Raw genomic sequence first — 21,882 nt, forward strand, 5'->3', positions numbered from 1 at the left:
TCGGGCCGGTGGTCTCGGTCACGACGTTTAAAGACGAGGCCGACGCGCTGCGCATCGCCAACGACACCTTGTACGGTCTCGGCGCCGGGCTGTGGACGCGCGACGCCTCGCGTGCCTTCCGCATGGGCCGGGCGATCCAGGCCGGCCGCGTCTGGACCAACTGCTACCACCTGTATCCGGCCCACGCCGCGTTCGGCGGCTACAAGCAGTCGGGCATCGGTCGCGAGAATCACAAGATGATGCTCGACCACTATCAGCAGACCAAGAACCTGCTGGTCAGCTACGGTTCAAAGGCGCTCGGCTTCTTCTGACCAAGCCGCTTCAGGACGCTTCGGAGGCTCACCATGACGACTTCGCTCGAGCGCGTCAGCGCGACGCCGGCGGCACTCGCATTCATCGAGGAACTGCGGCAGCGCCATGGCCCGCTGATGTTCTTCCAGTCCGGTGGCTGCTGCGACGGCAGCGCGCCGATGTGCTATCCCGCGGGCGAATTCGACCTGAGCGACAGCGACGTCTATCTGGGTAATCTCGGCGGCGTCCCGTTCTACATGGGTCTCGAGCAGTTCGGCTACTGGGAGCACAGCCAGCTCACCGTCGACGTCGTGCAAGGCAAGGGCGGCATGTTCTCGCTCGATAACGGTACCGGCCGCCGCTTCCTCACCCGCTCGCGCCTGTTGACCGATGACGAATGCGCGCTGCTGCGCCTGCAGCCACCGCACCAACCTGCTTGACAAGCACCACAACAACAAAGGAGACGATCGTGCAAAAAACCATACTCGGGCTGCTCGCCAGCCTTGCGGCCTGCGGCGCCGTCCAGTCGGCCGAGGTCACCACCGCCATGCTCAACAGTGATGCGAAGGACACGAAAAGCGTCCTCTCGTTCGGTATGGGCACTGAAGGGCAGCGCTATTCGCCGCTCACCCAGGTCAACACCAAAACCGTCGCCGGGCTGGTCCCGGCCTGGTCGTTCTCGTTCGGTGGCGAGAAGCAGCGCGGCCAGGAATCACAGCCGTTGATCCACAACGGCAAGATGTTCGTCACCGCCTCGTATTCGCGCATCTTCGCGGTCGACCTCAAGACCGGCGCCAAGCTGTGGAAGTACGAGCACCGCCTGCCGGACGGGATCATGCCCTGCTGCGACGTCGTCAATCGCGGAGCCGCCCTGTACGGCAACCTGGTCATCTTCGGCACGCTCGACGCCCAGCTGGTCGCGCTGGACCAGGATACCGGCAAGGTCGTCTGGAAGGAAAAGGTCGACGACTACGCAGCCGGCTATTCGATGACGGCCGCTCCCCTGATCGCCAACGGCACGCTGCTGACCGGCGTGTCGGGCGGCGAGTTCGGCGTCGTCGGCCGGGTCGAGGCGCGCAATCCAATGACCGGCGAGCTGCTCTGGATGCGCCCGACGGTCGAGGGTCACATGGGCTACCGCTACGACAAGGACGGGAAGGAGATCGCGAACGGCGTCACCGGCACCGTCAACAAGAGCTGGCCCGGCGAACTCTGGAAAACCGGTGGTGCGTCGACCTGGATGGGCGGGACCTATGACGCCAGTACCGGCCTGGCGTATTTCGGGACCGGCAACCCGGCGCCGTGGAACAGCCACCTGCGCCCCGGCGACAACCTGTACTCGTCGTCGACGGTCGCGCTGGACGTGAAGACCGGCCAGATCAAGTGGGCCTACCAGAACACCCCGAACGACTCCTGGGACTTCGACGGCGCCAACGAGTTCGTCACCTTCGACATGAACGGCAGGCGCTATGGCGGCAAGGCCGACCGCAACGGCTTCTTCTACGTGATCGATGCCAGGGACGGCAAGCTGCAGAACGCCTTCCCGTTCGTGCGCAAGATTACCTGGGCCAGCAGCATCGACCTGAAGACCGGGCGTCCGAACTTCGTCGCCGCGAACCGCCCCAGCGACCCGACCAAGGGCAACGGCGACGGCAAGAAGGGGTCGACCGTGTTTGCCGCACCTGCCTTCCTGGGCGCGAAGAACCAGATGCCGATGGCCTACAGTCCGCAGACCGGCCTGTTCTACGTGCCTGCCAACGAATGGGGCATGGATATCTGGAACGAGCCGATCAGCTACAAGAAGGGTGGCGCCTTCCTCGGTGCGGGTTTCACCATCAAGCCGCTGTTCGACGACTACATCGGCGCCCTGCGGGCAGTCGACCCGAAGACCGGCAAGATCGTCTGGGAAGCGAAGAACAACGCACCCCTGTGGGGTGGCGTGATGACCACCGCCGGCGGCCTGGTGTTCTACGGGACCCCGGAAGGCTATCTGAAAGCGCTCGACGCGAAGACCGGCAAGGAACTCTGGAAATTCCAGACCGGTTCCGGCGTCGTGGCGCCGCCGGTCACCTGGGAGGACGGCGGAGTCCAGTATGTGGCCGTGGTCTCGGGCTGGGGCGGCGCGGTCCCGCTGTGGGGCGGCGAGGTGGCCAAGAAGGTCAACTTCCTGGAACAGGGCGGTTCTGTCTGGGTATTCAAGCTGGCCACCAAGATCTGACTACGAGTTAGTGTCTCCAAGCGCCGCCGGCATGGGCGGCGTTTCCTGACGGCTGCGGCCGTCAGCTTTTTCTCCTCGTCGCGCCGGGCGCAACATGAACAAAGAGATGGCATTGAAGCTGCTCCTGCTGTTCTGGGCGCTGCTGCTGTGCGCGCCTCGTGCGCAGGCCGGGGTCCTGTCGCGCGCGGAGCTTGCACGCCGCTTTCCAGCCCCGCTCACCGTCGGCGAGCTCGCCGCCGACCTTCCGGCCTGGCCGCTGTTCAAGCAGAACGGGACCGCGACCGAACTGGTGGGCTATGCGTTCGAGTCCATCGACCTGGCGCCGATTCCCGGTTTCGCCGGCGTTCCAATCAACCTGCTGGTGGCCATCGATCCGCAAGGGGTGTTCCTCGACGTCGCCGTGCTGTCGCAGCATGAACCGGTGTTCCTGGACGGCCTCGGCGAAGCGCCCTTGGCGCAATTCGTCGGCCAGTACAAGGGCGCGGCCCTGGCCCAGGGTATCGAGGTAGACGGTCCCGGCGGCGCTGGCCGCGTGCGCCTGGACGGCGTGTCGAAAGCCACCGCATCGGTACGCATCATCAACCAGAGCGTGCTGTCGGCGGCCTTGCAGGTGGCGCGCGCCAAACTCGGCTTCGCCGCCGGACGCGACCCGAGCAGGATCGCGCGCATCCGCACCGACCTGTTCGAGCAGATGGACCTCGAGACGCTGCGCGCGGCGGGCCTGCTTGCCCACCTGCGGGTGCGCAACCGCGATGTCGAGGCGCTGTTCGCGGGCAGCGCGGGCGAGGGCCTCGATCCGCAGGCGCTGGCAGAGCCAGACGCCGTGTTCATCGACCTTTGGCTGGCCTGGGCGTCGGTGCCGTCAGCTGGGCGCAACCTGCTCGACGCGCCCAGCTGGCGCCGGCTCGCCAATCGCCTCGAACCGCAGGATCACGCGCTGGTGGTGCTGAGCGCGGGACGCCACGGCATTCTCTCCGACGAGTTCGTGCGCGGCAGCGTGCCGGAACGCATCGTACTCAGGCAGGACCGCTTGCCCTTCGAGCTGCGCGACCTCGACCTGGACCTGAAGCCGGCGCCCTCGGCCGCGCTGCCCGCGACCGAGCTGGTCGCGCTGCGCGTGATCGCCCAGGCCGGGCTGGACCCGGCGCAGCTGCTCGAATTCGCGCTGCCGGTCACACGCAGCAAGGGGATCGTCTATCCGGAACGGATCACGCGCGAGCTGCGCCTGCGCTACCAGTTGCCGGCACGCTTTTATACGAAGCCGGAGCAGGCAGCGCCCGCGTGGCAAGCCAGCTGGCGCACCCGTTTGCCGGATCTGGCGCTGCTGGGCATCGCGCTGGTGGCGCTCGGGCTTACGCTGGCACTGCCGAGGCGTCTGGCGGCCAATGCCGCGCGCCTGGCCTGGCTGCGCCGCGGCTGGCTGCTGTTCACGGTCGTGTTCATCGGCTACCGTGCGCAGGCCCAGCTTTCCATCGTCAACATCACCGGCGTGCTGCAGGCGCTGCGCGAAGGACGCGGCCTCGGCTTCCTGCTGTTCGACCCGATGACGCTGGTGCTGGCGGGCGCCGTGCTGGTGTCGCTGCCGGCCTGGGGACGCGGCGCCTTTTGCGGCTGGCTGTGCCCCTACGGCGCGCTCCAGGAACTGACGGGACAGCTGGGCCGGCGCCTGCGGCTGCCGCAACTGCGCGCCGGCCGCCGCCTCGACCTGCACTTGAAACGCGTGAAATACGGAATGCTGGCCGCCATCGTTCTGTCGGCCCTGCTGTTTCCGGCACTGTGTACGGCGCTGGTCGAGATCGAGCCGTTCAAGACCGCCATCACGCTCAACTTCGAGCGCGCCTGGCCGTTCGTGGCCTGGGCAGCGGGGCTGCTGGTGCTGTCGATGGTCTCCTACAAATTCTTTTGCCGCTACCTGTGCCCCTTCGGCGCAGCCTTGGCGCTGCTCGGCAAGCTGCGCCTGTGGAATCCGATTGCGCGCCGCGTCGAATGTGGGACGCCTTGCCAAACCTGCCGTCACCGCTGCGCCTACGGCGCCATCGATGCAGGCGGCAAGGTGGATTACGACGAATGCTTCGCCTGCATGGACTGCGTGGCGATCCACGAAAGCGACGCGCTGTGCGCACCGCGGATTATGGAAAAGAAGCGGACACGGACGATTCCGATCGTGTCCGCCCAGATGGCAAACGGGAAAAAATGATGCGGCGACGACGGTTCATCGCAGCGGGCTTCGGGTCGATCGCGCTCGGGTCCGGGGCCACGCAGGCGGCGCATGCGCCGCAGCACAAGGCGACGGCACTTGCCTTCGGTACTACGGTCGGCATCACCTTGCGCCATCCGGATGAGCAGGTGGCGCGCCGGGCGATCGACGACGCGCTGGCGGCGGTGCGCAAGGTCGAGGGCCTGATGAGCATCTACGACCCCGACAGCCAGGTCTACCGGCTGAACCGCGACGGCTTCCTGGCGCGGCCCGACCCGCACCTGCTGGCGGTATTGCGCCATGCCCGCGACCTGTCTCGGCTGACCGCCGGCGCGTTCGACATCACGGTGCAGCCGCTGTGGCAGGCCGGACGGCGCGCCTTCGACGCCGGCATTCTGCCGTCGCCGGCGGAGCGCGAGCGCGCACGCGCGCTGGTCGGCTGGAACCTGGTCGATGCCGCGAGCGAACGCGTGATGCTGCGCAAACCGGGGATGCGGATCACGCTCAACGGCCTGGCGCAGGGGTATGCCGCCGATCTGGCGCTGCGCGCGGTGCGCGCCCGTGGCGTGGTGCACGCGCTGCTCGACACCGGCGAGTTTGCCGCGCACGGCGATGCGGGCGGACGCGACTGGCAGCTTGGCGTGCCCGACCCGCGCGTACCTGGCAGGGTGGCCGCGGCCGTTCGGGTGGACGGGCGCTGCGTCGCCACTTCGGGCGACTACGAAGCCGCGTTCACGAGCGACCGCATGCACCACCATATCTTCGATCCGGCGACGGGCGATTCGCCGCTTGAACTTGCCAGCGTCACGGTGCTGGCGCCGACGGCGATCGAAGCGGACGGCCTGTCGACCGCCTTCATGGTGCTGGGCAGCCGCTGCGCCCATGCGCTGGCGGCGCGCCTGCCGGGCGTCGACCTGCTGACGATCGACAAGCTTGGGCGCAAGCGTTGCTCGCCCTTCCTTCCGCAAGCGCTATGACGGGCCTATTTCGCCTGCGGCAGCTTGCGGTAAATGGTATTGCGCGACACGCCGAGCGCACGTGCGGTCGCCGATACGTTGCCGCCGTTTGCCTCGAGCGATCTCAGGATGGCGCTCATCTCCATCTGTTCGAGATTCGTGATCCCGGCAGGCATGTGCGCGGTGACGGCCGCCAGCGCGGCTGGCAACTCCCCATCGCCAGCGTCGCCGTTGCCGATATCGTCGAGGAAGTCGTCCGGCATGTGGCACAGGCCGATTTCGCTTTCCTCGCCAGCCATGATGACGGCCGTGCGCAGGAGATTGGTCAGCTGGCGGAAGTTGCCCGGCCATTTATGCTGGCGGAACAGGCGCAGCACCTGTTCGGAGACGGTGTAATGGCCGCCGCCGGACTCGGTCGCCAGGATCTTGCGCACGACGGTTTCCAGGTCGGTGCGCTCGCGCAGCGGCGGCAGCTTGACCACCAGGCCGTTCAGGCGGTAGTACAGGTCTTCGCGGAACAGGCCCCTTGCGATCCGCTCGCGCAGGTTGTGGTTGGTGGCGCAGATGAGTTCGACGTTGATCGGGACCGACTTGCCGCTGCCGAGCGGCGTGACCGTCCGCTCCTGCAGCACGCGCAGCAAATGCGCTTGCAGGCTGACCGGCATGTCGCCGATCTCGTCGAGGAACAGCGTGCCTCCGTTCGCCTGCAGGATCTTGCCTGTCGCCCCCTTCTTGCGCGCGCCGGTAAAGGCGCCTTCCTCGTAGCCGAACAGTTCGGATTCGATCAGCGTCTCGGGTATCGACGCGCAGTTCACCGCCACGAACGGACCCTGGGCACGCGGCGAATCGTTATGGATGGCCTGCGCCAGCAACTCCTTGCCGGTGCCGGTCTCGCCCATGATCAGGATCGGAATGTCGCGCCCGAGCACCTTGCTCACCTTGGCGATCACCTGCGCCAGCTGGGGATCGCCCGTGTCGAGGTAGCGCAGCCCGGACAGGCGCCGCGGCCGCGCAGCGGCGGGCGGAGACACCGGCGCCGCCGCTTCCTGCGGGCTGGTCAGTGCATGCAGCCCGCTGCCCAGCTGCAGCTGGGCGCGGCCACGCACGCGTACCCCATTGTGCATCGACAGGTCGAGCAGGCCCGGCGCCGCTGTGCGGTAGTGGTCGAACAGCGCCGAGACGGGCAGGCCGAACAGGGAACTGAAGGTATGCGACTGCAATGCGGGGTAGGACAGGCCGAGCTGGAACAGGCCGTTGCGGTTCGCCGCAAGGAAGCGCCCGCCCGGGCTGAACGACGCGATCCCCTCCATCAGGGTGCCGATGAATTCGGGGCGGGCGTGGAAGTGCAGGGTGATCGCATGCTCGAACGTGGCCGCGAACAGCTGGTTTTCAATCATCAGCGCCGACATGCGCACCAAGGCCATGGTGTGCTTGTGAAAGCTGCGCTGGTCGCCGCTGACGTCGAGGACGCCAACAACCCGTCCCTGGTGATCGGTGATCGGCGCGGCGGAGCAGGTCAGGAAGTGGTTGGCCGCCAGGAAGTGCTGGTCCGCATGGACCAGGGCAGGGGCTTTTTCCGCGATCGCGGTGCCGATCGCATTGGTTCCCCGGCGCTCCTCGGACCAGGCCACGCCTGGGGTCAGGGCGACGCGGTGCGCCTTTTCGAGGAAGTCGGCATCGCCGATGGAGTGCACGATGACGCCCTGGGCATCGGTCAGCAGCACCATGTTGTGGGTGTTGACGATCTGCTGGTAGAGCGTCTCCATGGTCGGCAGCGCATGGGCGTGCAGCATGCGGTTCTGCTCGACCAGCAGCGACAGGTCCTGGTGCGCGAGCGGGTCGTAATCCGGCCGGGCGCCGGGACAGAGGCCATACGCTTCCGAGCGCCGGTGCGAGGTTTCGATCACGGCGCCCATCTCCCCGTTCCAGTTGGCGACCGGCATAGGCGCGCCGGCGCCTTCCGGTCGTGATGCAGAGTATCCGTACAACATTCCATGTCTCCTTTGCGGCCCTGGCTTGCGGCTCTCGTGCTGGAATAGTGTTCCATAATGTAACACCTGTACCTGAACGGAACAACCGTCGGTCAGCTCGACCGCGCAATCGCAAGGTGGCGGCGCTACAGCCTGTCCTAAGCAAATGCAGTGCCACCAGGACCAGGGAATCAGTGCGTCTCTGCCAGCCCCGCCAATTCATTGCGCAGCCACTGGCTGCCCGGCTCCTTGTGGAACCTCGCATGCCAGAACAGGTTCACGTCGAACTCCGGGAAGGGCACCGGATGCGGCAAGTATTTCAGCCCGAATGGCTTCATACCTTCGCGCACGTAGCGCTCGGGCGCGGTCGCAATCAGGTCGGTGGTCGAGAGGATGTGGCCAAGCGCGACGAAGTGGGGCACGCTCAGGCGCACGTCGCGCTTGACGTTGCGGCGCGCGATGGTGTCGTCGACGATCGCGTGGCCGGTGCCGCCGGCCACCACGACGATGTGCTGCGCCGCTTCGAAGTCTTCCAGCGACATCGATTCCCTGTCGAGCGCATGCCCTTCGCGGAACAGGCAGACATAACGCTGGCGGAACAGCAGGCGCTGGAAGAATCCGCCTTTCAGTTGCGGCAGCAGTCCGAGCGCCAGGTCGACCCGGCCCGCTTCGAGTTCGTCCGCGAGGTTGACGGCCGTGTTCCTGACCGTGCTGATCGTGACCCCGGGCGCCACCTCGCCGAGGCGCCGCATCAGGCGCGGCAGGAAGTGGATTTCGCCGAGGTCGGTCATCGCGATCGTGAACTTGCGCGTGCTGGTAGCCGGATCGAATTCCAGCTGGCGTTCCAGCGTATCGCGGATCCGCGCCAGGGCCTCGGCGATCGGCTCGGCCAGCTGGACCGCGTAGGGCGTCGGCTCCATGCCCCGTGCGCTGCGCAGGAACAGCTCGTCGTTCATCATCTTGCGCAGGCGCGCCAGCGCATTGCTGACCGCCGGCTGGGTCAGGCCCAGCTGCTCGGCCACGACCGATACGCGGCGCTCCCGGTACAGCTCCAGGAAGACCACCAGCAGGTTCAGGTCCACGTCTCTCAGGTTCAGCATCTCGCCTCCGTCGCATTCATCAAATCTATATCGCCGATTCACGGGATTTTATATTTTTATTTTACTGCACTTCCTATAATTGACTCCATAACGAAATCATAAGATTCGGAGACAAGCATGGAGCTGCACATTCCCGCGCTCGGCCGGGTGCTACCCGCTGCACCGGGCGCCAACCTCCTCGCCACCCTGCGCGAGCACGGCGTCCCCATTTCCTACAGCTGCACCGCCGGCCGCTGCGGCACCTGCCGCTGCAAGCTCATTGACGGCAAGCTCGGCACCACCGACGGCCAGCCGGTCGCCGATGAAGAGGAAGGCGGCCGCTATGTGCTGGCCTGCACCAGCGTCCTGGTCGACTCCTGCACCATCGAGGTGCCCGAACTCGACGAAGTCATCACCCATCCTGCGCGCATCCTGAAGGCGACCGTGACCGCGGTCGACCGGCTGACCCACGACGTACGCCGCCTGCGCCTGCGTCCCGCCAAACCGCTGGCATTCTCGCCCGGCCAGTACGCGACCCTGCAGTTCACGCCGGAGCACATCCGCCCCTATTCGATGGCCGGCCTGGCGACGGACGACGAACTCGAATTCCACGTGCGCGTCGTCCCGGACGGGCGGGTCACTGGCTACATCGACCGCGAGCTGAAGGCGGGCGACACGGTGCGCGTCAGCGGCCCGCTCGGCACCTCCTACCTGCGCCGGAAACACGAAGGGCCGATGTTGTGCGTCGCCGGCGGCACGGGCCTGGCGCCGGTGCTGTCCATCGTGCGCGGCGCTTTTGAAGCCGGCATGCGCAACGACATTCACCTGTATTTCGGCGTGCGCGGCCCGCGCGACGTCTACGGTCTCGACACGCTGACCCGGTTGGCGGCAGAACACCGCAACCTGCACCTGCACGTGGTCGTCGCCGAAGGCGCTGCCGGTGAGGGCATGCGCAGTGGTCTGGTCACCGACGCCGTGGCCCAGGACTGGACCTCGCTCGCAGGCTGGCGCGCCTACCTGTGCGGTGCGCCGCCGATGGTCGATGCCGCGACCCTGGTCGCAAGCGAACGCGGCATCGCGTTCGAGCACATTTACGCCGACGCCTTCTACGCCAAGGCGGCTTGAGATAAACGGAGGAGACCGAATGGACATGAACATGAGCGGACAGGACGCGGTAAAAGAGGAACGCGCCCGGTACTACCGCCGCATCAGCGGCCAGAACATGACGCCGCTGTGGGAAGTGCTCGGCGCACTGGTGCCGAAGGCGCCGAAGTCGCCGGTGGCGCCAGCCCTGTGGCGCTATGCCGAAGTGCGCGAACACGTGATGGAAGCGGGCCGCCTGATCACGGCCAGCGAAGCGGAGCGCCGCGTACTGGTGCTGGAAAACCCCGCCATGCGCGGCAATTCCTCGATCACGCAGTCGCTGTACGCGGGCCTGCAGCTGATCATGCCGGGCGAAGTGGCCCCGGCGCACCGCCACACCCAGTCGGCCCTGCGCCTGGTGCTGGACGGCGAGGGCGCCTACACGGCCGTCGACGGCGAGCGCACCACCATGCGGCGCGGCGACTTCATCATCACCCCGTCCTGGACCTGGCACGATCACGGCAACCTCGGCACCGAGCCGGTGGTCTGGCTCGACGGCCTGGACATCCCGACGGTGCGCTTCTTCGATGCCGGTTTCGCCGAACACGGTGCGGCCGCTTCGCAGCAGACGGCGCGCCCGGAAGGCGATTCGCTGGCGCGCTACGGCCACAACATGGTGCCGCTCGACCTTGACCAGAAAGCCTCCGAGCCGACCAAGGTCTTCGTCTATCCGTTCGCGCAGACGAAGGAAGCCTTGACCGGCATCGCCCGCACCGCGCCCGACGCCCACTTCGGCCACAAGCTGCGCTACGTGAACCCGGCCACCGGCGCCTCGCCGATGCCGACCATCGGCGCCTTCGCCCAGCTGCTCCCCGGCGGCTTCGCGAGCGCGCCTTACCGCTGCACCGACGCCACCGTCTACGTCTGCCTGGAAGGCGCGGGCAGCGCCGTCATCGGCGACACGACGTATACCTTCGGCCCGAACGACGTCTTTGTCGTGCCGTCCTGGCACACCCTGAGCCTGCGTGCGGATGAAGACACAATCCTGTTCAGCTTCTCGGACCGCCCGATGCAGCAGGCGCTCGGCCTCTGGCGCGAAGAAAAAATCTAACCTACTTACCTGGAGATCATCATGGAATACGCAGTTGCGCCGGCCCCGGTGTACACCCTGCCGGTTGCCGGCAGCGAGCAGCAGTTCCCCGTCAACCGTCTCTTCTGCGTCGGCCGCAACTACGCCGCCCACGCGCGCGAGATGGGCCGCGATCCGGACCGCGAAAAGCCTTTCTTCTTCATGAAGCCGGCCAACGCCGTCGTCGCGGTCGGGAGTAATGCGGGCGAGGGCGAGGTGACGATCCCGTATCCGCCGAAGACCGCCAACTTCCACCACGAGATCGAACTGGTGGTCGCGATCGGCAAGGGTGGCGCCAACATCCCGGTCGAGCAGGCGCTCGAACACGTCTACGGCTACGCCGTCGGCCTGGACATGACCCGCCGCGACATCCAGCTCGAAGCGCGCGACAAGGGCCGGCCGTGGGAGTTCGGCAAATCCTTCGCGCAGTCGGCGCCAATTGGGCCGATCCGCCGCGCTTCCGAAGTGGGCCACGTCGTCGAAGGCGAGATCGCCCTGACGGTCAACGGCGAAGCGCGCCAGAAATCGGATGTCAGCAAATTGATCTGGTCGGTCGCCGAATCGATCGCCTACCTGTCCGAGTACGAGACCCTGGAGCCGGGCGACATCATCATGACCGGCACCCCGGAAGGCGTGAACGCGGTCCAGCGCGGCGACCTGATGGTGGGAACGGTGGCGAACCTGGACGCGATCCGCGTCCGCGTCGCCGGCTAAACAACAAAAGGAGGAGACGGCCATGGGAGACGCGCCAAAAGTATTCCCGATTCGCCCTGAGTGGGAATCGAAAGAAGCCAGCAGCCGGATTCCGTTCTCGGTCTATACCGACGACGCCATCTACAAGCGCGAACTCGAGCGCCTGTTCTACCACGGCCACTGGTGCTATGTCGGGCTCGAGGCCGAGGTGCCGAACGAGGGCGACTTCAAGCGCACCGTCATCGGCGAGCGTTCCGTCATCATGGTGCGCGGCGCCGATGGCGCGATCAACGTGGTGGAAAACGTGTGCGCCCACCGCGGCATGCAGTTCTGCCGTGAGCGCCACGGCAACAAGAAGGAATTCGTCTGCCCCTACCATCAGTGGAACTACAAGCTGAATGGCGACCTGCAGGGCGTGCCCTTCCGGCGCGGCGTCAAGCAGAATGGCAAGGTGCAGGGCGGGATGCCGAAGGAGTTCGATACCAAGGAGCACGGCTTGACCAAGCTGAAGGTCGCGGCCCGCGGCGGCGTCGTGTTCGCCTCCTTCGACCATGCCGTCGAATCGCTGGAAGACTATCTCGGCCCGGACATCCTCGGCTACTTCGACCGCCTGTTCAACGGGCGTCAACTGAAAATCCTCGGCTACAACCGCCAGCGCATTCCCGGCAACTGGAAGCTGATGCAGGAGAACATCAAGGACCCGTATCACCCGGGCCTGCTGCATACCTGGTTCGTCACCTACGGCCTCTGGCGCGCGGATAACAAGTCGCAGCTGGTGATGGACGAGCGCCACCGCCACGCGGCGATGATCTCGACCCGCGGGACCGGTGGCGCCAAGTCGGAAGTCACGGCCGGCGTCACCAGCTTCAAGGAGAGCATGGAGATCCAGGACAAGCGCCTGCTCGACATCGTGCCCGAAGCCTGGTGGGGCGGCCCGACGGCCGTGATGATGACCGTGTTCCCGAGCGTGATCTTCCAGCAGCAGGTGAACAGCGTCTCGACGCGCCACATCCAGCCGGACGGCAAGGGTTCCTTCGACTTCGTCTGGACCCACTTCGGCTTCGAGGACGACACGCCCGAGATGACCGAGCGGCGCCTGATCCAGGCCAACCTGTTCGGACCGGCGGGTTTTGTATCGGCCGACGACGGCGAGGTGATCGAGCTCTCGCAATACGGCTTCGAGCAGAAACCCTTCCACCGCGCGGTGGCGGAATTGGGCGGCCACGAGGTCGGCAACACCGACCACATGGTGACCGAGACCCTGATCCGCGGGATGTACGAGTACTGGCGCAGCGTGATGGAGGACTGAACGATGAACGACCAATTCCAGGCGCTGCTGCAGCTGGCGCAGCTGAATGCCGACTACGCGGCGGCGATCGACGCCCAGGACTGGGAGCGCTGGATCGACTTCTTCGTGGACGACTGCAGCTATAAAGTCCAGCCGCGCGAGAACCACGAACGCGGCTTCCCGCTGTGCACCCTGGCCCTGATCAGCAAGGGCATGCTGCGCGACCGCGCCTACGGCATCAAGGAGACTCTGTTCCACGATCCCTACTACCAGCGCCATGTGGTGAGCCTGCCGCGCATCCTGCGCATCGACGGCGACCTGATCGAGGCGGAGACCAACTACGCCGTCTTCCGCACGAAGCTGAGCCAGGAAACGACGGTGTTCAACGTCGGCCGCTACCTGGACCGCGTGCGCATCACGCCCGAGGGCCTAAAGTTCGAGGCACGGGTCTGCGTGTACGACACCGAGATGATTCCGAATTCCCTGATTTATCCGATTTGAAGAGGCAAAGATGAGCAATTGGTTAGAGGTGACGGCACACGACGAGGTGCCCGAAGACGACGTGATGGGCGTGCAGACGGCGGGCAAGGACCTGGCCCTGTACAGCGTCGACGGCCAGGTCTACGCGACCGACAACATCTGCACCCACGGCCACGCGCGCCTGTGCGACGGCTTCCTGGAAGGCTTCGAGATCGAGTGTCCGCTGCATCAGGGGAAATTCGATATCCGCGACGGCAAGCCGATGTGCGAACCGGTCACCGAGGCGGTGCGCACCTATCCCGTCAAGATCGAAGGGGGAAGGGTATTCGTCGACGTGGGCTGACGCTACCCTCTGGTGTTCGTCGACGCCGGCTATACCCGCCTTTGTAGGGTGGGCACTCCGTGCCCACGCGGTAGAACGCGTGCATGTCGCAAGGCGAGCTCCAAGCGGTGCGGTATGCCGAGGTACGACCGCGTGGGCACAGAGTGCCCACCCTACGAAAAACCAGCGCCAGGCAGCATAAGACCGCCGCGCTCCAAAACAACATCAGGAGATACACATGTCCAGCACAAGCAGCACAAAACGCATCGATGTCCAGCAGCTGATCGATTCCGGCCGCTTCACCGGCTACCAGTTCCTGGTCGCCTTCCTCTGCTTCGTCGTGATCGCCCTCGACGGCTTCGACACCGCCATCATCGGCTTCATCGCGCCTTCGCTGAAATCCGAATGGGGCCTGTCGCCAACCCAGCTCGGACCGCTGCTGTCCGCCGGCCTGGTCGGCCTGGCCGCCGGGTCCTTCGTTGCCGGCCCGCTGGCCGACCGCATCGGCCGCAAGATGGTGCTGGTCCTGTCCGTGCTGTTCTTCGGCATCTGGAGCCTGGCCTCGGCCTATACCGATTCGCTGGCCATGCTGGCCTTCTTCCGCTTCCTGACCGGCCTGGGCCTGGGCGGCGCGATGCCGAACGCGATCACGCTGACCTCCGAATACGCGCCGACGCGTACGAAGTCGGTGGTCGTCACCATCATGTTTTGCGGCTTCACCCTCGGCTCGGGCCTGGGCGGCGTGCTGGCCGCGCACATGATCCCGGCCTACGGCTGGCGCAGCGTGCTGCTGTTCGGCGGCTACGTGCCGATGGTGTTTGCCGTCGTGCTGCTGTTCCTGCTGCCGGAATCGGTCCGCTTCCTGGTGCTGCGCCGTCCCGGCAGCGACAAGATCAAGGCCATCATCCGCCGTATCACTCCGACGGCCAAACTGGAAGGCGCTTCCTTCTACGTTCCCGAATCGCCAAGCGCCGTCAAGCGCTCGCCGGTGGCGCAGCTGTTCGCGAAAGAGCTCAGCTTCGGCACGATGGCGCTGTGGGGCGCATTCTTCATGAGCTTGCTCATCGTCTACCTGCTGACCAACTGGCTGCCGACCCTGTTCAAGGACGCCGGCTTCCCGATCGCGAAAGCGGCGATGGTCGCCGCCATGTACCAGGTCGGCGGCACCGTCGGCGCCATCGTGCTCGGCTGGGCCATGGACCGCTACAACGCCTACAAGGTGCTGGGCATCTCCTACCTGACCGCGATCCTGTTCATTGCCCTGATCAGCTTCCAGTACACCGATCTGCTGATCCTGAATATCGCTGTCTTCGGCGTGGGCTTCTGCATCAGCGGCTCGCAGATCGGCGCCAACGCGCTGGCGGCCTCGTTCTACCCGACCAGCAACCGCGCCACCGGCGTCAGCTGGGCGCTGGGCATCGGCCGTTGCGGCGCGATCCTGGGTTCGATGATGGGTGGCGCGCTGCTCGGCGCGGGCCTCGGCTTCTCGACCATCATCATGCTGCTCGCCGTTCCGGCCCTGCTGGCATCGATCGCGATCTACGCCATGTACGGCAAATACGCCAACCAGCAGGTGCGCACCGCCGTCGCCTGATTACCTGACAAACCCATGAAACTCTACAGCTTCTTCAACAGTTCGACCTCGTTCCGCGTGCGCATCGCGCTGGCCCTCAAGGGCCTGCCCTATGAATACGCGGCCGTCAACCTGCGCGCCGGGGAGCAGGGCGCCGACGAATATCGCGCCCTCAGTCCGGCCGCGATCGTGCCGACCTTGATAGACGGCGAGGTCAAGCTGACCCAGTCGCTTGCCATCATCGACTACCTGGATGCGCGCTATCCGGAACCGCGCCTGGTGCCGCAGGACCGTTTGACGCGCGCGCGGGTGCTGGAAATCGCGCAGACGATCGCCTGCGACATCCACCCGATCAACAACATTCGGGTGCTGAAGTATTTGAGCGGACCCTTGAATGTGAGCGAGGCCGACAAGTCGGCGTGGTACGCGCACTGGGTGGAGGAGGGATTGAATGCGGTGGAGCAGCTGCTGGCGGCGGGGCCGAAGAGCAGCTATTGCGTCGGCGAGACGCCGACGCTGGCGGACTGCTGCCTGGTGCCGCAGGTGGCGAACGCGCAGCGCATGGGCTGCGACCTGTCGCGTTTCGAGAAGGTGATGGCGGTCTACGAGACCTGCATGGCGCAGCCGGCCTTCAATGCGGCCGCGCCCCGGAACCAGCCAGACTACCTTGGCTGATTACTGCTTCAGCGCTTCGACCTGGATCGCCAGCTTGACGGTCGGGTTGAAGCCCATCTGCACGCCGTAGTCGATGCCGAAGTCGCTGCGGTTGAAGGTGGCGGTCGCATCGGCACCGCAGGCTTCGCGCTTGAACATCGGGTGCTGGATGCACTTGAACTGGTTGATGCTCAGCTTCACCGGCTTGGTCACGCCGTGCAGGGTCAGTTCGCCGTCGACCGACACCGGCGTGTCGCCCTTGAAGGTGATCGACTTGGATTTATAGGTCGCGGTCGGGAATTTGGCGACGTCGAACATGTCGGCGCTCTTCGCGTGCTCGTTCATCTTGGCGTGGCCGAAGTCGATGGTGCTGGCATCGATGGTGATGTCGACCGTGCCGGTCCTGGCCTTGCGGTCGAGGGTGATGCTGCCGCTGGTGTTGGTGAACTTGCCGCGCCAGACCGACAGGCCGCCCATGTGGTCGGCTTCGAAGCTCGGGTAGGTGTGGTTCGGCTCGATGGTATAGGTGTCGGCGGCGAAGGCGCCGGCGGCCGCGGTAACGGTGGCGATGGCGGCGATGATGTGCTTGATCTGCATGCTGTGCTTTCCTGGTGAAGGTGATGCGGTGTTGACAGCCATAACTTTAACTGTTGCGGAAAGCGAGAGTAAGCCTCCGGATTGGATAACACTGTTCCATTTTCCGGTTTAATCCGGCGTCTCTCGCGTGCGGGTCCGGTCCCGGAGCAGCGTTATAATTCACTCATCATTCCCCACGCGCTGACCCGTCCGGAAAGCGAGCGATCCAACCCATGCAATACGCCCTCGCTCCCCGCACCTTCCTCTTCAGCCACTACTTCGCCACCGGATTGCGCATCGCCACCGGCATCATCGGCCTGACCTTCCTCACCTATTACGTCGCCGACCTGCCGACCGCGGTCGCCGTCGCCATGGGCGCGCTGTGTACCAGCCTGATGGACATGCCCAGTCCCTTGCGCCACAAGTTCAACGAGATGCTGGCCGGCGTGCTGCTGTGCTCCGTGGTGGCGCTGCTGGTCAGCCTGTCCTCGCAGGTTCAGTGGCTGCTGTTCACCGTGATCGTGCTGGTCTCCTTCCTGGCCAGCATGATGGTGGTCTACGGCCGCAAGGCGATGCCGCTGCAGTTCGCGGCGCTGTTCGTGATGATGCTGTCGAGCGAAGCGCCGTCCACGCCCTTGCAGGCGCTGCGCCACGGCGCGCTGTTCTTCGCCGGCGGCGCCGGCTACATGGCGTATGCGATGGTGGTGGTCTGGCGCCTGCAGCGCCGCCTCAAGCAGCAGGTGCTGGCCGAGGCGCTGTACGAGCTGGCCAACTATACGAACATGAAGGCCGGCTGCTACGACATCGAAGCCAGCCTGCCGGCGCAGATGGAAAAGCTGGTGCGCGAGCAGAGCGTGCTGGCCGAGCGCCAGCAGGCCTCGCGCGACCTGATCCTGCGCGGCAAACCGGCACCAAGCGAGGAGATCCTGGTGCAGGTGCACTACGCCATGTTCGACCTCTATGAACTGGTGCTGGCGACCCACACCGACTACGAGCTGCTGCGCCAGCATTTCGCGAAGGGCACGATCCTGCCGCTGCTGGGTGACCTGATCGGCAAGGCGGCGCGCGATATCGAGGCGGTGGCGTATGCGATGACGCGCAACCAGCCTTCGCGTCCGAACGCCGACTACGGCCCCGAGCTGGCCGCGCTCGACGCCGTCCTGCGCGACGTTCCGGTAGGCGAGGGCGAAGACTACGATGCCCAGGCCGCGCTGCGCGCCACGGCCAACAAGATTCGCGACGTGATCGCGATGATCGGGCGCCTGCATGCGGCCACCCAGGCCTCGCACGGCGCCTTGCCGCTGGTGCCGCACACCGACATGACGCCCTTCCTCACCCAGCAGCGCTACAGCCTCGGCATCCTGGTATCGAACCTGCGCTGGTCCTCGCCGGTGTTCCGCTTCGCCCTGCGGGTGGCGATGGCGATCCTGGTCGGCCTGCTGGCCTCGCGCTGGCTGCCCTACACCTCGCACGGTTACTGGACGGCGCTGACCATCGCCGTGATCCTGAAACCGAGCTTCAGTTTGACCAAGCAGCGCCGCGCCGACCGCCTGGTCGGCACCCTGATCGGCTGCCTGATCACGGCCGTGATCCTGCACTTCGTGCACACCCCGGCGATCCTGATCGGCTTCCTGTTCGTCGCGACCGCGGCAGCGCCGGCCTTTTTGTCGATCAAATACCGCTACACGGCGGTCGCCGCCAGCGTGCAGGCGCTGCTGCTGATCGGCTTGACGGTACCGCACGGCGGCACGGGTGTGAGCGAGCGCCTGCTCGACACGCTGCTCGGCACCCTGATCGCCACCTTCTTCAGCTACGTGTTGCCGAGCTGGGAGTACCAGAACCTGCCGCGCCTGGTGAATGCGGTGCTGGACGCCAACCGCAAGTACATCGACGCCGCCGCCGACCTGCTTTTACAACGCACCGGCGACGACGTCCATTACCGCATCAGCCGCAAGCGCTTCATGGACAGCCTCGCCACGCTCAGCGCGGCCCTGGGACGCATGCTCGACGAGCCTGCCGACAAGCGGCGCGCGCCCGACGAACTCAATCGCTTCACCGTGCAGAACTACCTGCTGGTGGCGCACATGGCGGCGCTGCGCCTGCTGATGCAGCGCTACGCCGAGAACCTGCCGGCCAGGGAAGTCGAGGCTGCGCTGGAGGGCATGTTTGCGCAGGTACGCGCCAGCCTGGGCGCGGCAGCCGATGCAGCCCCGGCGCAGGCGGCGGAGCAGACGACCTGGATCGCCGCATGGCCCGGCTGGGCGCCGCTGCAGCGGCGCCTGCGCCTGCTGCAGCGCGACGCCGCCCAGGTGGCGCTGAGCCGCGCCGCTATCGGCACCGCGCTCGCCCGCGACTGACAGGGGCAAGTGCCCATCAGGGAAACCCTTACGCAAGCCCCCGATGCGCCCGGCAGCACGGCCGGCCATACTCCTCCCTGAAGCCGAACCAACAGGGAGAGTCCAATGAACCGCCGCAGCCCGTCGTTCGAGCGCGACGCCGGCACCCATGCGCAGTCGCGCATGGAACGCCGCAGCAAGCGCCGTCTCGCCAAGCACCTCGTCTCGCGCGGGGTGCGCCAACGCCGCGGGCTGGCGCGCCTTGTCCTGTCCGGCGGCGCCGTCGCGGCGCTCGCCGGCGCCGCCTCGCTGTTCGAAGCCGCGCTCTGGTAGCGCGCGAAAAGTAGAAAGGAGAGACACCATGTATCACTCGAATCGCCCCATCGTGTCCTCGCACGACCTCGAACGCATCGAGGCGCTGCTGGACGCCACGCCCGAACGCACGCTGCCGGGCAAGGGCGCCCTGATCGAGGAGCTGGACCGGGCCGACATCCGCGAGCCGGACGACATCCCGCCGGACGTCGTCACCATGAACTCGACCGTCCGCTTCGCGATGGCGGTGCCGCCCAAGGAATTTTGCCTGACACTGGTGTATCCGGAAGACGCCGACGGCACCGACCGCCTCTCGGTGCTGACGCCGGTCGGCAGCGCGCTGCTCGGCCTGGCCGTGGGCGACGCGATCGAGTGGCCGCGGCCGCGTGGCGGCATGCTGCGGGTCGACGTGCTGGAAGTGCTTGCGCAGCCGGAGCGCGAGGCTTACGCGCCGTAGAGCAGGTGCTGGCGCACCAGGTCGGCCACGCTGGCCGCTTCCAGCTTTTCCATCATGCGCGTCTTGTGCACCTCGACGGTGCGCACGCTGATGCCCAGGTCGCGCGCGATCTCGCGGTTGTGGCGGCCGGCCACGACCAGCCCCATGACTTCGGCCTCGCGCGGGGTCAGGCTGGCGTAGCGCCTGGCCCAGGCCGCGTGCGCCGGGCTGGCGCGCGCATCGCTGGCCTGGCGCTGGAAGGCTTCCTCGATCGCCGCCACCAGCTGCTTTTCCTGCAGCGGCTTTTCCAGGAAGTCGACGGCTTGCGAGCGGAACGCCTCGCGCGCCGAATCGACGTCGCCATGGCCGGTGATGACCAGCACCGGCAACCGGCTGCCCATCTCGCGCAGGGTCTTCTGCAGGGTCAGGCCGTCCATGCCAGGCATGCGGATATCGAGCAGCATGCAGCCGCGCAGCAGCGGCGTCCACGCCTGCAGGAAGGCCTCCGCATCGGCGAAGAAGGCGGTCCGGTAGCCGTTCAGGCTCAATAGCAGGCCGAGCGCGTCGCGCACGGCGGCATCGTCGTCGACGATGTAGACGGTGTTTTCACTGCTCATGTTCACTCCTTCCTTGCGCCCGCGCCGGCTGCGCGGGCAATGTCATGACAAGCACCGCATGCGGGCCTGGCGCGGCAATCAGCGTGCCGCCGTGCGCCTCGACGATCGAGCGGCTGATCGCGAGGCCGAGCCCGAGACCGCTCGACTTGAGCGAGACGAAGGGCTCGAACAGGCGGTCGCGGATCTTCTCGGCGATGCCGGGTCCGGTGTCGGCGACCCGGATCCAGACCTGGCCACTCTTGACTCCCGCATCGACCATGATGCGGCGCCCTTCATCTGCGGGCGCCGCCGCCAGCGCCTGAAGGGCGTTCGCCAGCAGGTTGCGCAGGACGATGTCGAGCTGGATACGGTCGCCCAGCAGCGGCGCATCGGGAATCTCCCCGACCTGCAAAGCGACGCCTGCATCGCGCGCCTGGCCGGCGAATGCGGCGACGCTGCCGTGCACCAGTTCCGCCAGCGACAGCGCATCGAGCGCGATCGCGCCGCTGCGGAAGAATTCGCGCAGGCGTTTCAGGACGTTCGACGCGCGCTGCGACTCGGCCGCCATGGCGTCGATGGTCCGGTGCAGCAGCGGATCGCCGCCCTCGCGCAGCACCAGGCGCTGGCAGGCGCTGCCATAGGCGGAGAGGGCGGTCAGGGGCTGGTTCAGCTCGTGGGCCACGGCGGCCGCCATTTCGCCGGCGGCGGCCATGCGCAGCGAGTGGCGCAATTCCCGGCTGGCGCGGCGCGCGACGTCGACCGCGATGCCGATCAGGAAGCCGGACAGGATCAGGGTCAGCACCAGCATCTGCACGTTCGGCATATGCTCGAGGTCGGACACCGGCCACAGCGCGGCGACGGTCACGCCGGCTTCGAGCACGATGGCGGCACTGACGGCGCCCGCCATGCCCTGGCGCGAGGCGGCCCAGGCCAGCGGCAGCATCAGCAGGTAGTAGGCGAGCGAGGCGGGCGCCGGACTTTGCAGCGCGATCCCCAGCAACAGGGCGATGACGGCCGTGTAGGCGGCCGTGTCCCAGTTGCGCACGCGCTTGAGGAAGCCGGTGCGCAGCTCGGGGTCGAAGACGAAGCAGGCGGCGGGCACGATTGCCAGCATGCCGGCCGTCTCGGCAATCGCGTAGCGGCTCAGCACCTCGATCCAGGCGAGGCCGGCGGAACCGGCAGGCGTGCGCACCATCGCCGCATACAGCAGGCCGCTGGCCAGGCTGCCCAGCGCCACCACGGCGGCCCAGAGCAGCATGCCGCGGTGGCTGGCGAAGAAGGCGCCGCGCGGCAGCGTGCGCCGCGTGAACAGCGCCAGCGCCAGGTAGACCGGGACCGGCAGCAGGCCGCCCAGCAGCGACAGCGCCGGCCGCGCCGGCAGGGCGGGCGTGAGGCTGGCCGCCAGCAGGGCTGCGGCCAGCAGCGGCAGCAGGGCGCGCCGGCCGTGGCGCATCGCCGCATACAAGGCCAGGCCGGCGGCCGGATGCCAGACCGGCGCGATCGCCTGGTAGCGCGCTTCGGGGCCGCTCAGCATGTCGCAGGCCACGTAGGCGGCGACGAAGGCGCAGGCCTGCAGGAGCGGGCGGGTGGACAGTGCGTCTTTCATGAACAGGATCTGCGCAAGGGAATGGACGCATTATCGCCGCTTCGCCCTAAAAGGCTGCCAAGTACGCGAAACCCGTAGGGGACTTGG

The 21,882-nt window shown here is 66.7% G+C and carries 21 protein-coding genes; 16 read left to right on the forward strand and 5 right to left on the reverse strand.

The window, feature by feature from the left end; translation table 11 throughout:
- The 5 genes from C2862_RS05330 to C2862_RS05350 form a co-directional block, all read left to right on the forward strand.
- A partial coding sequence (locus tag C2862_RS05330) for an aldehyde dehydrogenase family protein (protein ID WP_136219079.1) occupies positions 1–311 on the forward strand: 311 nt, incomplete at its 5' end.
- Between the two features lie 33 nt (positions 312–344).
- Positions 345–731: a DUF779 domain-containing protein gene (locus tag C2862_RS05335; protein ID WP_136219080.1), complete on the forward strand. Its 387-nt coding sequence runs from the start codon at positions 345–347 to the stop codon at positions 729–731.
- 29 nt (positions 732–760) lie between these two features.
- Positions 761–2,509 (forward strand): PQQ-dependent methanol/ethanol family dehydrogenase, encoded by a 1,749-nt coding sequence (locus tag C2862_RS05340; protein WP_267873521.1) that lies wholly within the window; start codon positions 761–763, stop codon positions 2,507–2,509.
- Between the two features lie 94 nt (positions 2,510–2,603).
- Complete coding sequence (locus tag C2862_RS05345) at positions 2,604–4,706, forward strand: 4Fe-4S binding protein (RefSeq protein WP_229467299.1); 2,103 nt, start codon at positions 2,604–2,606, stop codon at positions 4,704–4,706.
- Positions 4,706–5,683, forward strand: coding sequence for an FAD:protein FMN transferase (locus C2862_RS05350; protein WP_136219082.1), 978 nt, complete (start codon positions 4,706–4,708; stop codon positions 5,681–5,683). The genes C2862_RS05345 and C2862_RS05350 overlap by 1 nt, the downstream gene beginning before the upstream one ends.
- Positions 5,684–5,688: 5 nt before the next feature.
- Here C2862_RS05350 and C2862_RS05355 read toward each other — a convergent pair whose 3' ends face one another.
- The gene (locus C2862_RS05355) at positions 5,689–7,605 is read right to left on the reverse strand and encodes a sigma-54-dependent Fis family transcriptional regulator (RefSeq protein WP_229467300.1); all 1,917 of its coding nucleotides are present in this window, start codon (positions 7,603–7,605) and stop codon (positions 5,689–5,691) included.
- A gap of 218 nt (positions 7,606–7,823) precedes the next feature.
- The gene (locus C2862_RS05360) at positions 7,824–8,729 is read right to left on the reverse strand and encodes a LysR family transcriptional regulator (protein WP_136219359.1); all 906 of its coding nucleotides are present in this window, start codon (positions 8,727–8,729) and stop codon (positions 7,824–7,826) included.
- A gap of 120 nt (positions 8,730–8,849) precedes the next feature.
- Between C2862_RS05360 and C2862_RS05365 the strand changes: the two genes are divergently transcribed.
- The 8 genes from C2862_RS05365 (at position 8,850) to maiA (ending at position 15,954) form a co-directional block, all read left to right on the forward strand.
- Positions 8,850–9,836: an FAD-binding oxidoreductase gene (locus C2862_RS05365; protein WP_136219083.1), complete on the forward strand. Its 987-nt coding sequence runs from the start codon at positions 8,850–8,852 to the stop codon at positions 9,834–9,836.
- 25 nt (positions 9,837–9,861) lie between these two features.
- Positions 9,862–10,905, forward strand: a complete 1,044-nt coding sequence (gtdA, locus tag C2862_RS05370) for a gentisate 1,2-dioxygenase (protein ID WP_373888247.1) — start codon at positions 9,862–9,864, stop codon at positions 10,903–10,905.
- A 21-nt stretch (positions 10,906–10,926) separates the two neighbouring features.
- Positions 10,927–11,637, forward strand: a complete 711-nt coding sequence (locus C2862_RS05375; RefSeq protein WP_136219084.1) for a fumarylacetoacetate hydrolase family protein — start codon at positions 10,927–10,929, stop codon at positions 11,635–11,637.
- 22 nt (positions 11,638–11,659) lie between these two features.
- Entirely contained in the window at positions 11,660–12,925 is a 1,266-nt protein-coding gene (locus C2862_RS05380) for an aromatic ring-hydroxylating dioxygenase subunit alpha (RefSeq protein ID WP_136219085.1), read from the forward strand.
- Positions 12,926–12,928: 3 nt separating this feature from the next.
- The gene (locus tag C2862_RS05385) at positions 12,929–13,405 is read left to right on the forward strand and encodes an aromatic-ring-hydroxylating dioxygenase subunit beta (protein ID WP_136219086.1); all 477 of its coding nucleotides are present in this window, start codon (positions 12,929–12,931) and stop codon (positions 13,403–13,405) included.
- 10 nt (positions 13,406–13,415) lie between these two features.
- Entirely contained in the window at positions 13,416–13,727 is a 312-nt protein-coding gene (locus C2862_RS05390; RefSeq protein ID WP_136219087.1) for a non-heme iron oxygenase ferredoxin subunit, read from the forward strand.
- Between the two features lie 217 nt (positions 13,728–13,944).
- Positions 13,945–15,300 carry an MFS transporter gene (locus C2862_RS05395; protein ID WP_136219088.1) on the forward strand — a complete coding sequence of 452 codons (1,356 nt, stop codon included), beginning with the start codon at positions 13,945–13,947 and terminating at the stop codon, positions 15,298–15,300.
- 15 nt (positions 15,301–15,315) lie between these two features.
- The gene (gene maiA / locus C2862_RS05400) at positions 15,316–15,954 is read left to right on the forward strand and encodes a maleylacetoacetate isomerase (protein ID WP_136219089.1); all 639 of its coding nucleotides are present in this window, start codon (positions 15,316–15,318) and stop codon (positions 15,952–15,954) included.
- Here the strand turns inward: maiA and C2862_RS05405 are convergent, their stop codons facing one another.
- The gene (locus tag C2862_RS05405; protein ID WP_168710008.1) at positions 15,955–16,530 is read right to left on the reverse strand and encodes a YceI family protein; all 576 of its coding nucleotides are present in this window, start codon (positions 16,528–16,530) and stop codon (positions 15,955–15,957) included.
- A gap of 212 nt (positions 16,531–16,742) precedes the next feature.
- Here C2862_RS05405 and C2862_RS05410 point away from each other — a divergent pair, with 212 nt between their 5' ends.
- The 3 genes from C2862_RS05410 to rnk all read left to right on the forward strand — a co-directional run bounded on the left by C2862_RS05410 (position 16,743) and on the right by rnk (position 19,614).
- Positions 16,743–18,866, forward strand: coding sequence for an FUSC family membrane protein (locus C2862_RS05410; protein ID WP_136219090.1), 2,124 nt, complete (start codon positions 16,743–16,745; stop codon positions 18,864–18,866).
- Between the two features lie 105 nt (positions 18,867–18,971).
- On the forward strand, positions 18,972–19,178 hold the full coding sequence (locus C2862_RS05415; protein ID WP_136219091.1) for a hypothetical protein: 207 nt from the start codon (positions 18,972–18,974) through the stop codon (positions 19,176–19,178).
- 28 nt (positions 19,179–19,206) lie between these two features.
- Complete coding sequence (gene rnk, locus C2862_RS05420; RefSeq protein ID WP_136219092.1) at positions 19,207–19,614, forward strand: nucleoside diphosphate kinase regulator; 408 nt, start codon at positions 19,207–19,209, stop codon at positions 19,612–19,614.
- Here rnk and C2862_RS05425 read toward each other — a convergent pair.
- Both C2862_RS05425 and C2862_RS05430 read right to left on the reverse strand, forming a co-directional pair.
- On the reverse strand, positions 19,602–20,210 hold the full coding sequence (locus C2862_RS05425) for a response regulator transcription factor (RefSeq protein WP_136219093.1): 609 nt from the start codon (positions 20,208–20,210) through the stop codon (positions 19,602–19,604). The genes rnk and C2862_RS05425 overlap by 13 nt on opposite strands.
- Positions 20,200–21,795 (reverse strand): ATP-binding protein, encoded by a 1,596-nt coding sequence (locus tag C2862_RS05430; protein WP_136219094.1) that lies wholly within the window; start codon positions 21,793–21,795, stop codon positions 20,200–20,202. Before C2862_RS05430 ends, C2862_RS05425 begins: the two co-directional genes overlap by 11 nt.
- Positions 21,796–21,882 lie beyond the last annotated feature (87 nt).

The organism is Massilia sp. Mn16-1_5 (genome assembly GCF_004798585.1).
Classification (GTDB): domain Bacteria; phylum Pseudomonadota; class Gammaproteobacteria; order Burkholderiales; family Burkholderiaceae_D; genus Telluria.